Raw genomic sequence first — 17,337 nt, forward strand, 5'->3', positions numbered from 1 at the left:
CCGCTCCTCAGCGTTTCGCCTGCGCGCCGCCGAACGCCCGTGCGGACGACAGCAGCCGCAACCCGTTGCCGACGACGATCAGGCTCGCGCCCGCGTCCGCAAACACCGCCATCCACATCGTGCCGAACCCCGCGACCGTCAGGCCGAGGAACACGAGCTTCACGCCGAGCGCGAAGCCGATGTTCTGCACCAGCACGCGGTGCGTCGCGCGCGACAGCCGCACGAACGCGGGGATCTTGCGCAGGTCGTCGTCCATCAGCGCGACGTCGGCCGTCTCGATCGCGGTGTCGGTGCCCATCGCGCCCATCGCGAAGCCGATGTCGGCGCGCGCGAGCGCCGGCGCGTCGTTGATCCCGTCGCCGACCATCCCGACCGCCCCCGCGCCGGCAGCCAGCTCTTCGACTGCCGCGAGCTTGTCCTCGGGAAGCTGGTTGCCGCGCGCGTCGTCGATGCCGGCCTGCTGCGCGATCGCCTGCGCGGTGTGCGGGTTGTCGCCCGTCAGCATCGCGGTGCGGATGCCGAGCGCATGCAGCTCGGCGATCGCCGCGCGGCTCGTGTCCTTGATCGTGTCGGCCACCGCGAACACGCCGAGCACGCGCACGTCGTCGATCAGCATCACGACGCTCTTGCCCTGCCGCTCCAGCGCGTCAAGCTGCGCTTCGAGCTCCGGCGAGCAGCGCTCGAGCTCTTCGACGAGCCGGTGGTTGCCGAGCCAGTAGCCCGCGCCGCCGATCGTGCCGCGCACGCCGCGCCCGAGCAATGCTTCGAAGTCCTGCACGTCGGCGAACGGCGCGGCATCCGCCGACCGGCCTGCTGCCGCGATCGCCTGCGACACGGGGTGATCCGAACGCGCGGCGAGGCTCGCGGCAAGGTGCCGGACACGCGCGGCGTCGGTATCGGCCACGCGCAGCACGAAATCGGTCTGCACCGGCTTGCCGTGCGTGATCGTGCCGGTCTTGTCGAGCGCGAGCCATGCGAGCTTGCGGCCTTCTTCCAGATACACGCCGCCTTTCACGAGAATCCCGCGCCGCGCGGCCGCAGCCAGCCCCGACACGATCGTCACCGGCGTCGAGATCACGAGCGCGCACGGGCACGCGATCACCAGCAGCACGAGCGCGCGATAGATCCATTCGTGCCACGCGCCGCCCGCGACGATCGGCGGCACCGCCGCGACCAGCAGCGCGATCGCGAACACGATCGGCGTGTAGACCCGCGCGAACTGGTCGACGAAGCGCTGCGTCGGCGCCTTCGCGCCCTGCGCCTCCTCGACCGCGTGGATGATGCGCGCGAGCGTCGTGTTCGCCGCGACCGCGGTCACCCGGTAGTCGAACGAGCCGGACTCGTTGATCGTGCCGGCGAACACGGTGTCGCCGGACGTCTTCTCGACGGGCAGGCTTTCGCCGGTGATCGGCGCCTGGTTCACGGTCGAGCGGCCCGCGACGACTTCGCCGTCGAGGCCGATCCGCTCGCCCGGCTTCACGCGCACGACCGCGCCGAGCGCCACGCGGGCCGCCTCGATCGCGCGCCATGAGCCGTCGGCCTGCTGGACGGTCGCCGTGTCGGGCGCGAGCCGCATCAGCCCCTGGATCGCGTTGCGCGCGCGGTCGAGCGACTTCGCCTCGATCAGTTCGGCGATCGTGAACAGCACCATCACCATCGCCGCTTCGGGCCACTGGCCGATCGCCATCGCGCCCGTCACCGCGATGCTCATCAGCGCGTTGATGTTCAGGTTGCCGTTGCGCAGCGCGATCCAGCCCTTCTTGTACGTGGTGATCCCGCACGCGAGCACCGCCGCGAGCGCGAGCGCGGCGACGAGCCACGCCGGCTGGCCGAGCCAGCTCGCCGCTTCCGACGCGAGCGCGGCCGCGCCCGCCAGCGCGAGCGGCCACCACGGCTTCGCCGGCGCAGGTGCGGCGGACGCCGACGGCGCGCCGGCCGATGCGGCCTCGGGCGTCATGCCGAGCGCGCGGATCGCGCCGGCAATCGCCGCCTGCGCGCCCGGCGCGTGCTCGACGGTCAGCATTCGCTGCATCAGGTTGAATTCGAGCGTCGCGACCTCGCGCATGCCGCCGAGCTTCTTGCGGATCAGCGTCTCCTCGGTCGGGCAGTCCATCTGCATGATCCGGAACGCCGAGCGCACGTGGCCCGATGCAGTGGCCTGCGACACGGGCAGCGGCGCGAGCGTCAGCGCCGCGGGCGCGCAGCAGTCGCCGCCGGCGTGGTCGTGGGCGTGGGCGTGGGCGTGGGCGTGGTCATGGCCGTGATCGCAGCCGTGCGCATGGTCGTGACCGCCGTCATGGCCGTGACCGTGGCCATGCGCATGTTCGCGTCCGCCGTCATGGCCGTGACCGTGGCCATGCGCATGTTCGCGTCCGCCGTCATGGCCGTGATCGTGGTCATGCGCATGTTCGCGTCCGTCGTCATGGCCGTGATCGTGGCCATGCGCATGTTCGCGTCCGTCGTCATGGCCGTGATCGTGGCCATGCGCGTGATCGCGTCCGTCGTCTTGGCCATCGTGGTCATGGCTGCATGCGTGAGCACGGTCATGATCGTGGCCTTCCGTGCGCGCATGGCTGTGGCGATGCGCGCGGCCGTCGTCGTGCTCGGCCTCGGCGTGATGCTCATGTGCGTGGTCGTGACCGCAGGCGTGCGGTTGCGTCGCCCGCGCGGCGGCTTGCCCGCCGGACACGGACCCGCCGGCCTCCGGCGCCGCGTCGGCGACAGCCACGGCGCATGAGCCATGCGCATCGGCGCAGCACGCATCGGCGGCGCCGTCCGTGCGGTGTCGTTCGTCGTGGAGACGCTGGGCGTCGGTCATCGCAACCTCCTGTATGGCTAGACGGTGTAGAGTTAACACCCTGAAGCCACTACAAGGTCAAGCCTTGATCGGGAGAAAGGTATGAAGATCGGCGAACTCGCCAAAGCGGCGCGCTGCACGCCCGAGACGATCCGTTTCTACGAGAAAGAGGGCCTGATGCCCGATGCGGAGCGCACCGACGCGAACTACCGGAACTACACGGAAACGCACGTCGAACGGCTGCGCTTCATCCGCAACTGCCGCGCGCTCGACATGGCGCACGACGAGATCCGCGCGCTGCTGCAGCTCACCGATACGCCCGGCGACCGCTGCGATTCGATCAACTCGCTGCTCGACGAGCACATCGGCCACGTCGATGCGCGCCTCGCGGAACTCACGCATCTGCGCGACCAGCTGACCGAACTGCGCCGTCAATGCGTCGGCGAACACTCGGTCGAAGATTGCGGGATCGTGCACGGACTCGCGACGATGGAGACGGTCGCGCCGGCCGCGAAGCGCACGCACCTCGGCTGAGAGCCTTGTCGAATATGATAGTCACGCATAAACTAGTCATTGAATTACTAGATATGCATTAACTATTCATAATCATGAACCGCCCATCGCCCCTGGCGCTCGCGATCCTCGCGACGCTTACCGAAGCCCCGATGCATCCATACGGGATGCTGCAGCAATTGAAGTCGCGCGGCCACGACGAAGTCGTGAACGTACGGCAGCGCACGAGCCTGTATCAGACGATCGACCGGCTGTTGCGCGACGGCCTGATCGCCGTGCACGACACCGAGCGCGACGGCGCATTTCCGGAACGCACGCTTTACGCGCTGACCGATGCGGGGCGCGCCGCCGGGGGTGCCTGGCTGCACGCGCTGCTTGCCGAGCCTGCCCGTGAATTCCCGACGTTCGGCGCCGGGCTCGCGTTCCTGCCGCTGCTCGACGCCGAAGATGCCCGCCATCAGCTCGAGCGCCGCATCGCCGCGCTCGAGTCCGAGCGCGAGCGCCTCGAAGCGCTGCGCAACACCGCGCAGGCGAGACAGGTGTCGCGGCTGTTCCTGCTGCAGAACGAGCACGCGCTCGTGCTGCTCGATGCCGAACTCGGCTGGGTGCGCAGCGTGGTCGAGCACCTGAAGATCGGCGCGCTCAGCTGGGTCGACGGCTGACACGCACCGCGCGTCACAGCACCTTGCCGGGGTTCAGGATGCCGCCCGGATCGAGTGCGGCCTTCAGCCGCCGCATCAGGCCGATTTCCGTTTCGCTGCGCGTATGCGCGAGATACGGACGCTTGAGCACGCCGATGCCGTGCTCTGCGGAGATCGAGCCGCCCATCTCCCGTACGACCGCATATACGCACCGATCGAGCGCCTCGGCGCCCGCCGCGTCCATCCCGGCAAGCGATACGCCGATATGCACGTTGCCGTCGCCGACGTGACCGAAGAACAGGCACACGATCTCCGGCCAGCGCGCGCGCAGCGCCGCTTCGCAGCGCTCGGCGAACGCGCCGAGCTCGCCTGTCGGCAGGCTGACGTCGAAGTTGACGAGATTCGGCAGCGCGTCGATCGCGAGGCCTTCGCGCAGCGTCCACATGTCGCCCGCCTGCCGCTCCGACGTCGCGAGCGCCGCGTCGTCGACGAGCCCCGCATCGAAGCCATCCGTCAGGCAGTTTTCGAGCGCATGGTACGCGTCGCCGCCTGGCGCGCTCGTCGCGCACTCGATCAGCACCGCGAAACCGCCATCGCCGTCGAACGGCGCGACGACCCCGGGTGTATGGCGGGCGACGTATGCGTAGAACGCCGGCCACATCGCTTCGAAACTGACGATCTCCGGCAGCGCGCGCACGCGGTTCCACAGCCTGACGACCGCGTCGTAGTCGCTCACCCGGCACAGCGCTGTGGCCGGCGCGGCGACCTTCGGGTGCAGCCGCAGCACCGCGCGCGTGATCACGCCGAGCGTGCCCTCGCTGCCGACGAACAATTGCTTCAGGTCGTAGCCCGCGTTGTTCTTCAGCATCCGGTTCATCGACGTGACGATCGTGCCGTCCGCGAGCACGGCCTCGAGCCCGAGCACCTGCTCGCGCATCATCCCGTAACGGATTGCGCGCGTGCCGCCGGCATTCGTCGCAAGCGCGCCGCCGATCTGGCATGATCCGCGCGCGCCGAGATCGACGCCAAACGTGAAGCCTGCCGCCTCCGCGGCCTCCTGCACCGTCTGCAGCGGCGTACCGGCGCGCACGGTGATCGTGGCCGCCGCTGCGTCGAGCGACTCGACGCCGGCAAAGCGCTCCATCGACAGCACCACTTCGCCGCCGAGTGCGACCGCGCCACGCGCGAGGCCGGTCAGCCCGCCTTGCGGCACGACCGGCTGCCCGAGCCGCGTACATAGCGCGAGCGTCCGCGACACCTCGTCGACGCTGCGCGGGCGAACCAGCGCGCGCGGCCGAACGCCGGGCGGCTCGTTGTACGCGGTGAAAAAACGCGGATCGATATCGGGCCCCAGCGTGACGAGCGCATCGCCCAGTTCGGCGACGAGCGCGGCATCGATCGCGCCGGCGGACGTCCGCACGCCACTCCGTTCATCGCCTGCGGCGGTCATGTGCTGGCCATGCATCGCGCGCTGCCTCGCTTACTTCGTCGAGATGTCGATGTTGCCGAAATACTTCTGGCCCAGCGACTTCACCGTGCCGTCCGCCTTCAGCTTGTCGATCGCCGCGTTCAGCTTCGCCTTCAGCGCATCGTCGCCCTTGCGCAGCCCGAATGCGATGCCGCTGCCGAGAATCTTGTCGTCGTGCACCGGCTGGCCGACGAACGCGAAATCCTTGCCGTCCGGACGCGACAGGAAACCGCGCTGGCCGGCCGGCGCCAGCACCAGCGTCGCGTCGAGGCGTCCCGACACGAGATCCGCATACGCCTGGTTCTGGTCCTGGTACGCGACGATCGAGACGCCCGCCGGCTCCCAGTGCGCCTTCGCGTAGGTTTCCTGGATCGACGCCTGCAGCACGCCGACGCGCTTGCCCTTCAGGGATTCCGGCGTCGGCAGCAGGCCGCTGCCGTTGCGTGCGATCAGCTGCGTGGGCACGCGATAGATGATCGTCGTGAAATCGATCGCCTGGCGGCGCTGCTCGGTCGCGTTCATCGCCGAGTTGATCGCGTCGAACTTGCGCCCCTGCAGCGCCGGGATCAGCCCGTCGAACGACGTCTCGACCCACTTGCATGACAGCTGCGCGGTCTTGCATACCGCGTTGCCGACGTCGATGTCGAAGCCTTGCAGGTCGCCGTTCGGCGCCTTCGATTCGAACGGCGGATACTGCGCCTCGAGGCCGAAACGCAGCGTCTGCTGCGCGTCGGCGAGCGCCGCGCCGGAACCGAACGCGCAGGCGAGCGCGAGCCAGAGTTTCAGGTGTTTCATCGTGATCTCCTTGAACCTTGAAGCGTGGGTCTTGGCGCGCCGGCGGCCGCCGTCTCGGTCAGAACGTGCGCAGGCGGCGCGCGCCTTCGATCAGCGTCGCGTCGTCCTTCGAAAAGCTGAGCCGGATCACGCCGGCATCGGTGCCGTCGGTGTAGAACGCCGACAGCGGAATCGTCGCGACGCGTGCGTCGCGGATCAGGCGCAGCACGAAATCGCTGTCGCGCTCGTCGGAGAAATGCCGGAATCGCGCGAGCATGAAGAACGAGCCTTCGCTCGGCAGCAGCTCGAAGCGGGAATCGGCAAGCTCGCGCGCGAGCAGGTCGCGCTTTGCCTGGTAGAACGCCGACAGGCCGAGATAGCTGTCGGGCTGCGCGAGGATCTCCGCGAATGCGATCTGCATCGGCGTATCGGCCGAAAACACCATGAACTGGTGCACCTTGCGGATCTCGTCCATCAGCTCGGCCGGCGCGAGACAGTAGCCGACCCGCCAGCCGGTCACGTGGAACGACTTGCCGAACGACGACACGATCACGCTGCGTTCGGCGAGTTCGCGGCTGCGCGCCATGCTCTGGTGCTGCGCGCCGTCGAACACGACGTGCTCGTAGACCTCGTCGGACAGGATCACGATGTCGGTGTCGCGCGTGAGCTGCGCGAGCCGTGCGAGATCGTCGGCGGAGAACACGGTCGCGGTCGGGTTGTGCGGCGTGTTGACGATGATCATCCGCGTACGCGGGGTGATCGCCGCGGCGACCTCGTCCCAGTCGACGCGGAAATGCTCGGGCGACAGCTTGATCGCGACGGGCGTCGCGCCCTGCATCCGCACGATCGGCGCGTAGCTGTCGAACGACGGCTCGAAGTAGATCACCTCGTCGCCCGGATGCACGAGCGCACTGATCGCCGCATAAAGGCCTTCGCTCGCGCTCGCGATCACCGTCACCTCGGTCGCCGGGTCGTAGCGCGTGCCGTACAGCGCCTCGGCCTTCTCGGCGAGCCGGTCGCGCAGCTGCGCGACGCCGGCCATCGGCGCGTACTGGTTGTGCCCGTCGCGCATCGCACGCGCGACGCCCTCGACGAGCGCCGGATCCGGCGCGAAATTCGGCGCGCCCTGCGACAGGTTCAGCGCATCGTGCTGCGCGGCGAGCTGGCCGATCACGGTAAAGATCGTGGTCCCGACGTCGGGCAGCTTCGAACGGGGCGCGGTAGCGCTTCGCATGACTCCTCCTTGGTGATGCCTGATTGACGGGCGCGATCGCGCGGCCCGGCTATTGAGGAGGATTTAGCCCGATCCAATATCGACAGACAATCGAAAGTTCGTCATGGCAGCCATGCATTCAGCTCATGGCTCGTCGACGATGGAGTCATCGGTTCACGGCGCCTGGCGGTCACGGCATGCGGCGGACGAATCCGCGCGCATCGTGCGCCGGTGCGCGCCGGCGCGTTCCGCCCTGATTCGTCCTTACTCGTCCTTACTCGCCCGATACCACCAGCCCCGCCGCCAGATACGCGCGCAGCACCGCCTGCAATTCACCGCGCAACGCGTGCGCATCGAGCGCGGGCCCGAGCGTCAGCAGCGACTGCGAGATCCACCCGTAGCAGGCCGCATGCGCCATCCGCGCGAGTCCGTCGAGCCGCGCCGCCGGCGGAGGATCTGCGGCGCCGGCCAACGCATCCCGCCACAACGCGACGTAAGCGTCGTAATGCCGCCGGTACGCAGCGAGCGGCGACACCTGCCGCTCGAGCGCGAAAAGCGCGCTCCACAGCGCCACGTCCGCCTGCACGACATCGACCTGCAGATCGACGAGCGCGGCGGCGACCTGCGCGCGCGACGCGCCGCGCAGCGCGTGCGCCGCCGCGCGCAGCCGGTCGGTCAGCGCCTGCACGCGCCGGTGGATGCACAGCGCCGCGAGGCTCTGCTTGTCGGCGTAATACTCATAGAACGTGCCGACGCTCACGCCCGCGACCGCTGCAATCTCCCGGATCGTCGCTTTCGCGTAGCCGCGCTCGAGCCAAAGCTGAACAAACGCCTGCTGCAGCGCGTCGGACGTCGCCTGCGCGCGCGTCTGACGCGGCCGGCGGCGCAAGGCGGGACGGGGTTGCGCCGCCGGCCGGCCGGGCGGCGCCGGAACCTGAACATGTCGCGGCGGCATATTTGCTACTCTGAAAATCAGGACATGACGAGATTTGTACGGGACCGGAGCTAGCGCCAAATGAACGCAAAAGCGCCAACTCGGGTCGATAGCGAAGCATGGGACCTGAATAAGCGCTAAAGCGCCAACCCAGGCCGACCGCGAAGCATGAGACCTGATCAAGCGCCAAAGCACCAACTCAAGCCGGCCGCGAAGCATGGGACCCGATCAAACGCCAAAGCGCCAACTCAAGCCGGCCGCGAAGCATGGGGCCCGAGTAAGCCCTGAAGCGCTAACTCGGGTCGACCGCGAAGCATGGGACCTGAGTAAGCGCTGAAGCGCTAACTCAGGTCGACAAACGGAGACACCTCGATGACGGGAACGACGCACGCAGTCGCGAACCAGTTCGACGAACTGGTCGACTATAACCTCTTTGCGACCGACGCCGCGCTGCGCGACGCGCTCGCGCGCGTCGGCGCCGACTGGGCAATGCCCCAGCTCGACGCATACGGCGCGCGGCTCGGCAGCGCCGACACCGCGCAACTCGCCGAAGACGCGAACCGCCATCCGCCGGAACTGAACGCGTTCGACCGGCGCGGCCGGCGCATCGACCGCGTCGACTTCCACCCGGCGTGGCACACGCTGCTCGGCATGTATCGCGAGGAAGGCTTCGTGTCGCTCGCGTTCCGTGACACGCGGCCCGGCCGCTGGGCCGCGACCGCGGCCGGCTTCTACCTGCACGGCCAGATCGAGGCCGGCACGCTGTGCCCGGCGACGATGACGCAGGCCGCGATCCCCGTGCTGCAGAAGGAGCCCGCACTGTGGGACCTGCTGCGTGACAAGCTCTACAGCGACGTCTACGACCCGCGCGACGTGCCGATCGCGCAAAAGCGCTCGGTCTGGTTCGGGATGGGAATGACCGAGAAACAGGGCGGCTCCGACGTGCGCGCGAACACGACGCTCGCGACGCCGGTCGGCGCGGGCGGCCGCGGCGGCGAATACCTGCTGCGCGGCCACAAATGGTTCTTCTCGGCACCGATGTGCGACGCGCACCTCGTCGTCGCACGCACCGACACCGGCAGCCCGTCGTGCTTCTACGTGCCGCGCTGGCTGCCCGACGGCACGAAGAACGCGGTCGAGATCCAGCGCCTGAAGGACAAGGTCGGCAACCGCAGCAACTCGAGCAGCGAGATCGAACTCGGCGACGCGTGGGGCATCATGCTCGGCGACGAAGGCCGCGGGATTCCGACCATCATCGAGATGGCGACCTACACGCGCCTGAACTGCGTGCTCGGCAGCGCGGCGATGCTGCGCCAGGGCGTCGTGCAGGCGATCGCGTACACGCGGCAGCGCCACGCGTTCGGCCGCGCGCTCGCCGAGCAGCCGCTGATGCGCACGGTGCTCGCCGATCTCGCGCTCGAAAGCGAAGCGGCGCTCGCGCTCGCGATGCGGCTCGCGACCGCGTTCGAACGCGACGACACGCCGCTCGAGCAGGCGTGGAAGCGGATCGTCACGCCCGCCGCGAAATTCTGGGTCTGCAAGCGCGCGGTCGAGCTGACCGGCGAAGTGATGGAAGTGTTCGGCGGCAACGGCTACGTCGACGACGGCCCGATCGCGCGGCTGTTCCGCGAGGCGCCCGTGAACTCGATCTGGGAAGGCTCCGGCAACGTGATGTGCCTCGACGTGCTGCGCGCGGTGTCGCGCGAGCCGGACGCCGCCGCCGCGCTGCTCGGCGAACTGAACGAAGCGGCCGCCGGCGAGCCGCGGCTGCGTGCGGCCCTCGACACGCTGCGCGCGATGCTCGCCGCGCCGCCCGACATGCTCGAGGCGTCCGGCCGCCTGTTCGCGCAGCGCCTCGTGCTCGCCGCGCAGGCGTGCCTGCTGCGCCGCGACGCGCCGGCCGCGGTGGCCGACGCGTTCATCGCGACGCGGCTCGCCGAGCCGGCGTGGGGCCGCATCGCCGGCGGCTTCGATCCGCGCGGCGTCGATATCGCCGCGCTGCTGCAGCGCGCGTATCCGGCCTGACGGCGCCGCGTCACCCGCCGCCCTTCGCCCCGGAGCCTCAAATGAACCTCGTCGCTGCCCTCGACCGCGCCGCGCGCGCCACGCCCGACAAACCGTTCCTGCGCCACGACGGCGCGACGATCACGTATGCGCAGGCGCGCGACCGTTCGCATCGCGCGGCGGCCGTGCTGAGCGCGCTCGGCGTCGCGGCCGGCGACCGCGTCGCCGCGATGTGCTTCAACACGCCCGCGTTCGTCGACGCGCTGTTCGGCGCATGGCGGCTCGGCGCGGCGTTCGTGCCGGTCAACCACAAGCTGCAGGCGCCGGAAGTCGACTACGTGCTCGAGCACAGCCGCAGCAAGGTGATCCTGTTCGATGCGGCGCTGGCGAGCGTGCTCGAACGCGTCGCACATCCGGCGCGGCGCCTGTCGACCGAAGGCGCGCTCGACGGGCTGCCGTGCTTCGACAAGATGCTCGCGACGCTGGACGGCATCGCCGGCATCGAACCCGCCGACGCCGACGTTGCGCAGATCCTCTACACATCCGGCACGACCGGCCGCCCGAAAGGCTGCGTGCACAGCCATCGCACGGTGACGCTCGCAGCCATGCAGGCCGCGGTCGCGCTGTCGATCACGCACGACGAGCGCACGCTGATGGCGATGCCGATCTGGCATTCGTCACCGCTCAACAACTGGTTCGGCGGCACGCTGTACGTCGGCGGCACGGTCGTGCTGCTGCGCGAATACCATCCGCTGCGCTTCCTGCAAACGGTGGAACGCGAGCGCATCACGCTGTATTTCGGGGCGCCGGTGTCGTACACGCTGCCGCTGGACACGATCGAAGGCTTTGCCGCATTCGACCTGACGAGCGTGCGCGCGTGGATCTACGGCGGCGGGCCGATCGGCACCGCGCAGGCCGAGCGGCTCGCGCGCGCGTACCGCGACGCGTTCTATCAGGTGTACGGAATGACCGAAACCGGCCCGAGCGGCACCGCGCTGTATCCGGACGAGCAGACCGCGAAGGCGGGCTCGATCGGCCGCTGCGGCGCCCCCGGCGTCGACCTGCGCGTCGTGCGCACGGACGGCGGCGACGCGCAGCCGGGCGACACCGGCGAGATCTGGCTGAAGGCCGACAGCATGATGCTCGGCTATCTCGACGATCCGGCCGCGACGCAAGCCGCGTTCGCGCCGGGCGGCTGGTACCGCACCGGCGATGTGGCGCGCATCGATCAGGATGGCTACCTGTTTCTCGTCGACCGGCTGAAGGACATGATCGTCACCGGCGGCGAGAACGTCTATTCGAAGGAAGTCGAGGATGTGCTGAGCGCGCATCCGGACATCGTCGAGGCGGCGGTCGTCGGTGTCCCGCATCCGGACTGGGGCGAGACGGTGGTCGCGCACGTCGTCGTGCGCTCAGGCGCGGCGCGCGATGCAGACGCGCTGCGCGCGTTCTGCGGTGCGCGGCTTGCCGCGTACAAGGTGCCGCGCGAGATCGTGTTCGCGGACGCGTTGCCGCGCACGCCGACCGGCAAGCTGCAGAAGTTCCTGCTGCGCGGGCGCGACGGCCGCGCGTGAGCCGCGTTCGGCGCGCATGGGCACGCCAAGGAAAAAAGCCACCGGACTTCGCAGTCCGGTGGCTTTCGAGCGATCGGCCGGGCAACGAACTGCGCCGCCCGCCTACGCGGTACTTACTTGCCGCCGATGCTCTTCAGCGGCTTCCACTCGCCCTTTTCGACCTTGTACATCGTGATGCCGCCGTTCTTCAGGTCGCCCTTCGCGTCGTACGCGACGTGCGTCGACGTGACGCCCGCCATGTCGGTCTTCGCGAGCACCGGCAGGTACTTCGCCGGATCGGTCGAGTTCGCCTTCTTCATCGCGTTGAACAGCGCCATCGCGCCGTCGTACGAATACGGCGAGTAGGTCTGCACGTCCTCGCCGAAGCGCTTCTTGTACTTGTCGGCGTACGACTTGCCGCCAGGCATCTCGTCGAGCGGCAGGCCGGCGAGCGATGCGATCGTGCCGTCAGCCGCGTCACCCGCGATCTTCAGGAACGTCGGCGTCTTCACCATTTCGCCGCTCATCAGCGGCACCGTGAAGCCGAGCGCCTTCATCTGCTTGACCATCGGCGCTGCCTGCGAATCCGCGCCGCCGTAGTAGACGAGGTCCGGCTTCGTCGCCTTCAGCTTGGTCAGGATCGCCTTGAAGTCCACCGCCTTGTCGTTCGTGAACTCGCGGTCGACGATCGTCGCGCCGCCAGCCTTCGCGGCCTTCTCGAACTGATCGGCAAGACCCTGGCCGTAAGCCGTGCGGTCGTCGACGATCGCGATCTTCTTCATGCCGAGATCCTTCGACGCGAACGTGCCCGCCACCGAGCCCTGCTGCGTGTCGGACGTCATCATGCGGAAGGTCGTCTTGTAGCCTTGCTGCGTGTATTCCGGCGCGGTCGCCATCGCGATCTGCGGAATGCCTGCGTTCGCGTAGATGCGCGAGGCCGGGATCGTCGTGCCCGAGTTGAAGTGGCCGAGCATGCCCTTGATACCGTCGTCGACGAGCTTCTGCGCAACCGTCGTGCCCGTGCGCGGGTCGGCCTGGTCGTCCTGCGTGTCGAGCACGAACTTGACCGGCTTGCCGCCGATCGTCGGCTTCGTCGCGTTGAAGTCCTCGATCGCGAGCACGATGCCGTTCTGCATGTCCTTGCCGTAGTGCGCCTGCGCACCCGTCATTGGCCCTGCGTAGCCGATCTTCACGTCATCCGCATGGGCCGTCCCCGCAAGCGACATGACTGCGACGAAGGTCGCGCCTGCCAGCTTTTTCATCGTGTGTTGCATAGCATCTCCTTGGTACCAGGGTAAATGGAGCGGCTTCGGGATCGCCTAGCCGCTTCCTTTCTATTGATCCGAACGGCAGGGATGGTCAGCCGATCGTCATCAAATTCGCATTGCCGCCCGCCGCCGCGGTGTTCACGCTGACCGAGCGCTCGGTCAGCAGACGCTCGAGCGCGTAGTCTTCCGTGTCGCCGTGCTCGAACGTGCCTGCCGACACGCCCTGCACCGACACGATCGGACCCGGCCGCTGCGCGACTTCCTTCACCAGCGTCTGCAGCTCGTCGCTGTCGCCTTCGAACAGCACCGCGTCGAACGCCGCATCGGCCTGCTTGCGCACGCTCGCATGCGCCTTCAGCGCCGCCGGCAGTGCGGCGACGAGCGCCTCGCCCGCCGCACCCGCGAACAGCGCGCGGTTACCGGTCGCGAGCACCGCCGCGAACTGCGCACGCGCGCCGCTCGGCGTCGCCGCCACGCACAGCACCGTGCCGCGCGGGCCGAGTGTATACGTGTTTCGCTCGCCCGTCGGGCCCGTCAGCACCGCGGTCGCACCCGCCGGCACCTGCGCGAGGTAACCGTCGCAGCGTGCCGCCAGCGCGGGCTCGCGCTGCTCGATCAGCCAGTCGCGCAGCGCCGTCAGCGCGGCCGCGGGGTTCTCGCGCTTGTCGCCTTCGGCGACGTCGTCCGCGACCAGCATGTCCGCGAGCGAGCGCGGCAGGCCGGACGGACGCGTCGCGAGCAGGCGCTGCAGGTACAGCGCGCCGCCGGCCTTCGGGCCCGTGCCCGACAGCCCTTCGCCGCCGAACGGCTGCACGCCGACCACCGCGCCGATCACGTTGCGGTTCACGTAGATGTTGCCGACATGCGCGCGCTCGATCACGTGCGCGATCGTCTCGTCGATCCGCGTGTGGATGCCGAGCGTCAGGCCATAGCCGGTCGAGCGGATCTGCTCGAGCAGCTTGTCCAGCGCGCTGCGGCGATACCGCACCACGTGCAGCACGGGGCCGAACACCTCGCGCTTCAGCTCGTCGATGCTGCCGATCTCGATCAGCGTCGGCGGCACGAACGTGCCGTGCGCGCACGCGTCCGGCGCCGGCAGCTGCGTGACCGCGTGGCCCTTGTCCTTCATCGTCGCGACGTGCATGTCGATCGTCTGCTTCGCTTCACCGTCGATCACCGGGCCGACGTCCGTCGACAGGCGATCGGGGTTGCCGAGCGCGAGTTCCTGCATCGCGCCCTTCAGCATCGTCAGCGTGCGGTCGGCGACATCGTCCTGCAGACACAGAACGCGCAGCGCCGAACATCGTTGACCGGCCGAGTCGAACGACGACTGCATCACGTCCGCGACGACCTGCTCCGCGAGCGCCGACGAATCGACGATCATCGCGTTCTGGCCGCCCGTCTCGGCGATCAGCGGGATCGGCTTGCCGTCCGGATCGAGGCGCGCCGACAGCGTCTTGTTGATCAGGCGCGCGACTTCGGTCGAGCCGGTGAACATCACCGCGCGGGTGCGCGCGTCGGCGACCAGCGCCGCGCCGACCGTCTCGCCGTTGCCCGGCAGGAGCTGCACCGCGCCGGCCGGCACGCCGGCCTCGCGCAGGATGCGCACTGCTTGAGCCGCAATCAGCGGCGTCTGTTCGGCCGGCTTCGCGAGCACCGTGTTGCCGGCCGCCAGCGCGGCCGCCACCTGGCCCATGAAGATCGCGAGCGGGAAGTTCCACGGGCTGATACAGACGACCGGGCCCAGCGGACGGTGCGTGTCGTTCGAGAATTCGTCGCGGATCTGCGCGGCGTAGTAGCGCAGGAAGTCGACCGCTTCGCGGATTTCCGCGATCGCGTTCGGCAGCGACTTGCCGGCTTCGCGCACGATCAGGCCCATCAGCGTGTGCATCTGCGCTTCGAGCAGGTCGGCGGCACGCGCGAGGCAGTCGGCGCGCGCGTCGACCGGCGTCGCCTGCCAGATCGGCGCGGCGGCCACCGCGTGCGCGAGCGCGGCGCTCACGTGTTCGGACGTCGCTTCGCTGACCGTGCCGACGAGATCGCGCTGGTCGGCCGGGTTGCGCACGTCGCGGGCCGGCGCGTCGGCGAGCGCGTTGTCGGCGAGCAGCGGCGCGGCACGCCACGGATGATGCGCGCTGGCGAGCAGCGCGGACGACAGCGACGCGAGGCGGTGCTCGTTCGACAGGTCGAGGCCCATCGAGTTGGAACGCTCGTCGCCATACAGGTGGCGCGGCAGCGGGATCTTCGCGTGCGGCGCGCCGAGCGGCATGACCTTCGACGCTTCGTCGACCGGATCGGCAACCAGCTCCTTCACCGCCACGGTCTTGTCCGCGATGCGGTTCACGAACGACGTGTTCGCGCCGTTCTCGAGCAGGCGGCGCACGAGGTACGCGAGCAGCGTCTCGTGCGTGCCGACCGGCGCGTACACGCGGCACGGACGGTTCAGCTTGTCGCGGCCCGTCACTTCTTCATAGAGCGGCTCGCCCATGCCGTGCAGGCACTGGAATTCGTACTGGCCAGGGTAGTAGTTCTGGCCCGCGAGGTGATAGATCGCGGCGAGCGTGTACGCGTTGTGCGTCGCAAACTGCGGATAGACGGCGTCCGGCGCCGCAAGCAGCTTCTTCGCGCACGCAACGTACGACACGTCCGTGTAGATCTTGCGCGTGTACACCGGATAGCCTTCGAGGCCGTCGACCTGCGCGCGCTTGATCTCGGTATCCCAGTACGCGCCCTTCACGAGGCGGATCATCAGGCGGTGACGGCTGCGGCGCGCGAGATCGATCAGGTAGTCGATCACGAACGGGCAGCGCTTCTGGTAGCCCTGCACGACGAAGCCGATGCCGTTCCAGCCGGCCAGTTCCGGATCGAAGCACAGCGCCTCGAGCAGGTCGAGCGACAGTTCGAGACGGTCCGCTTCCTCGGCGTCGATGTTCAGGCCGATGTCGTAGCGGCGCGCGAGCAGCGCGAGCGAGCGCACGCGCGGCAGCAGCTCGTTCATCGTGCGTTCCTGCTGCGAGCGCGAGTAGCGCGCGTGCAGCGCCGACAGCTTGATCGAGATGCCGGGGCCTTCGTAGATGCCGCGGCCGCCGGCCGCCTTGCCGATCGCGTGGATCGCCTGCTCGTACGACGCGTAGTAGCGCTGCGCGTCCTCTTCGGTCGTCGCCGCTTCGCCGAGCATGTCGTACGAGTAGCGGAAGCCGCGCGCTTCGTACTTGCGGCTGTTCGCGAGCGCTTCGGAAATCGTTTCGCCGGTCACGAACTGCTCGCCCATCAGGCGCATCGCCATGTCGACGCCCTTGCGGATCAGCGGCTCGCCGCCCCTGCCGATCAGGCGCGTGAGCGCCGACGACAGGCCCGCTTCGCTGTTGGTCGTCACGAGCTTGCCGGTGATCATCAGCCCCCAGGTCGCCGCGTTGACGAACAGCGACGGCGCGTGGCCGACGTGCGAGCGCCAGTCGCCCTTGCTGATCTTGTCGCGAATCAGCGCATCGCGGGTCGCGCGGTCCGGAATGCGCAGCAGCGCTTCGGCGAGACACATCAGCGCGACGCCTTCCTGGCTCGACAGCGAGAACTCGTGGATCAGCCCTTCGACGCCGCCACCCGAGCTCTTCTCGCGGAGCGCCTCGACGAGCTGCGTGGCGAGCGTCTGCACGTCCGTCTGCAGGTTCGCGGGCAGCCGCGCCTGGCCGAGCAGGAACGGCACGCATTCCGGCTCGGGGCGACGATACGCGGCGGTGATCGCCGCGCGCAGCACCGACTGCGGCTGCACGTTCTGCGCGAACTCGAGGAACGGATGCGGGGAGTTGTCGTCGTCGCCGTCGCCGCCCTGGCCGTCGGCGAGCTCGGTGACGCCGCTGTGGCCGGACAGTTCCGGCGGCAGCTGGCCGTGCTCGATACGCTCGAGATACGCGAAGATCGCCTGCTTGATCAGCCAGTGGGGAGTCCGTTCCAGTCGCGCTGCGGCGTCTTTCAGGCGCGAGCGGAGCAGGTCGTCGACTTTGACGCCAAGGGTGGTGCTTGCCATGATGGGTTCGTGCGCCGGCGGGAGACCGGCCAATTGACGTGAGAGGATGCGCGAAATCCTACGGCACGCAATAAAAAGGTGCAACCAGATTTCCCGATCGGTTGCACCCAAAGAATACCCAATATAATCAGCAGCTTACGGAGTTGCA

Annotated in this window: 11 protein-coding genes; 4 read left to right on the plus strand and 7 right to left on the minus strand. The window is 68.9% G+C overall.

The window, feature by feature from the left end; genetic code table 11:
- Positions 1–7 precede the first annotated feature (7 nt).
- On the minus strand, positions 8–2,818 hold the full coding sequence (locus ACV229_RS05015; RefSeq protein ID WP_448082021.1) for a heavy metal translocating P-type ATPase: 2,811 nt from the start codon (positions 2,816–2,818) through the stop codon (positions 8–10).
- Positions 2,819–2,899: 81 nt separating this feature from the next.
- Here ACV229_RS05015 and cadR point away from each other — a divergent pair, with 81 nt between their 5' ends.
- Both cadR and ACV229_RS05025 read left to right on the plus strand, forming a co-directional pair.
- Positions 2,900–3,331, plus strand: a complete 432-nt coding sequence (cadR, locus tag ACV229_RS05020; RefSeq protein WP_448082022.1) for a Cd(II)/Pb(II)-responsive transcriptional regulator — start codon at positions 2,900–2,902, stop codon at positions 3,329–3,331.
- Between the two features lie 68 nt (positions 3,332–3,399).
- The gene (locus ACV229_RS05025) at positions 3,400–3,972 is read left to right on the plus strand and encodes a helix-turn-helix transcriptional regulator (RefSeq protein ID WP_448082310.1); all 573 of its coding nucleotides are present in this window, start codon (positions 3,400–3,402) and stop codon (positions 3,970–3,972) included.
- A 13-nt stretch (positions 3,973–3,985) separates the two neighbouring features.
- Here ACV229_RS05025 and ACV229_RS05030 read toward each other — a convergent pair whose 3' ends face one another.
- The 4 genes from ACV229_RS05030 to ACV229_RS05045 all read right to left on the minus strand — a co-directional run bounded on the left by ACV229_RS05030 (position 3,986) and on the right by ACV229_RS05045 (position 8,361).
- Positions 3,986–5,401 carry an FAD-binding oxidoreductase gene (locus ACV229_RS05030; protein WP_448082023.1) on the minus strand — a complete coding sequence of 472 codons (1,416 nt, stop codon included), beginning with the start codon at positions 5,399–5,401 and terminating at the stop codon, positions 3,986–3,988.
- 30 nt (positions 5,402–5,431) lie between these two features.
- Positions 5,432–6,214 carry an ABC transporter substrate-binding protein gene (locus tag ACV229_RS05035; protein ID WP_448082024.1) on the minus strand — a complete coding sequence of 261 codons (783 nt, stop codon included), beginning with the start codon at positions 6,212–6,214 and terminating at the stop codon, positions 5,432–5,434.
- 58 nt (positions 6,215–6,272) lie between these two features.
- Positions 6,273–7,427 (minus strand): methionine aminotransferase, encoded by a 1,155-nt coding sequence (locus ACV229_RS05040; protein WP_448082025.1) that lies wholly within the window; start codon positions 7,425–7,427, stop codon positions 6,273–6,275.
- Positions 7,428–7,680: 253 nt separating this feature from the next.
- Positions 7,681–8,361, minus strand: coding sequence for a TetR/AcrR family transcriptional regulator (locus tag ACV229_RS05045; RefSeq protein ID WP_448082026.1), 681 nt, complete (start codon positions 8,359–8,361; stop codon positions 7,681–7,683).
- Between the two features lie 351 nt (positions 8,362–8,712).
- Between ACV229_RS05045 and ACV229_RS05050 the strand changes: the two genes are divergently transcribed.
- Together ACV229_RS05050 and ACV229_RS05055 are read left to right on the plus strand one after the other, a co-directional pair.
- Entirely contained in the window at positions 8,713–10,365 is a 1,653-nt protein-coding gene (locus tag ACV229_RS05050) for an acyl-CoA dehydrogenase family protein (RefSeq protein ID WP_448082027.1), read from the plus strand.
- Positions 10,366–10,406: 41 nt separating this feature from the next.
- Positions 10,407–11,918, plus strand: a complete 1,512-nt coding sequence (locus tag ACV229_RS05055; protein ID WP_448082028.1) for a class I adenylate-forming enzyme family protein — start codon at positions 10,407–10,409, stop codon at positions 11,916–11,918.
- A gap of 113 nt (positions 11,919–12,031) precedes the next feature.
- Here the strand turns inward: ACV229_RS05055 and ACV229_RS05060 are convergent, their stop codons facing one another.
- Both ACV229_RS05060 and putA read right to left on the minus strand, forming a co-directional pair.
- Positions 12,032–13,171, minus strand: coding sequence for a branched-chain amino acid ABC transporter substrate-binding protein (locus ACV229_RS05060; protein ID WP_448082029.1), 1,140 nt, complete (start codon positions 13,169–13,171; stop codon positions 12,032–12,034).
- Positions 13,172–13,256: 85 nt separating this feature from the next.
- Positions 13,257–17,189, minus strand: a complete 3,933-nt coding sequence (gene putA, locus ACV229_RS05065; protein WP_448082030.1) for a trifunctional transcriptional regulator/proline dehydrogenase/L-glutamate gamma-semialdehyde dehydrogenase — start codon at positions 17,187–17,189, stop codon at positions 13,257–13,259.
- Positions 17,190–17,337 lie beyond the last annotated feature (148 nt).

This window comes from Burkholderia sp. MR1-5-21 (assembly GCF_053427715.1).

Bases quoted from the DNA above. Each gene is read 5' to 3' on its own strand.
- putA (WP_448082030.1), bottom strand. From the start codon at position 17,189: ATGGCAAGCACCACCCTTGGCGTCAAAGTCGACGACCTGCTCCGCTCG.
- ACV229_RS05040 (WP_448082025.1), bottom strand. From the start codon at position 7,427: ATGCGAAGCGCTACCGCGCCCCGTTCGAAGCTGCCCGACGTCGGGACC.
- cadR (WP_448082022.1), top strand. From the start codon at position 2,900: ATGAAGATCGGCGAACTCGCCAAAGCGGCGCGCTGCACGCCCGAGACG.
- ACV229_RS05045 (WP_448082026.1), bottom strand. From the start codon at position 8,361: ATGCCGCCGCGACATGTTCAGGTTCCGGCGCCGCCCGGCCGGCCGGCG.
- ACV229_RS05050 (WP_448082027.1), top strand. From the start codon at position 8,713: ATGACGGGAACGACGCACGCAGTCGCGAACCAGTTCGACGAACTGGTC.
- ACV229_RS05015 (WP_448082021.1), bottom strand. From the start codon at position 2,818: ATGACCGACGCCCAGCGTCTCCACGACGAACGACACCGCACGGACGGC.
- ACV229_RS05035 (WP_448082024.1), bottom strand. From the start codon at position 6,214: ATGAAACACCTGAAACTCTGGCTCGCGCTCGCCTGCGCGTTCGGTTCC.
- ACV229_RS05055 (WP_448082028.1), top strand. From the start codon at position 10,407: ATGAACCTCGTCGCTGCCCTCGACCGCGCCGCGCGCGCCACGCCCGAC.
- ACV229_RS05060 (WP_448082029.1), bottom strand. From the start codon at position 13,171: ATGCAACACACGATGAAAAAGCTGGCAGGCGCGACCTTCGTCGCAGTC.
- ACV229_RS05030 (WP_448082023.1), bottom strand. From the start codon at position 5,401: ATGACCGCCGCAGGCGATGAACGGAGTGGCGTGCGGACGTCCGCCGGC.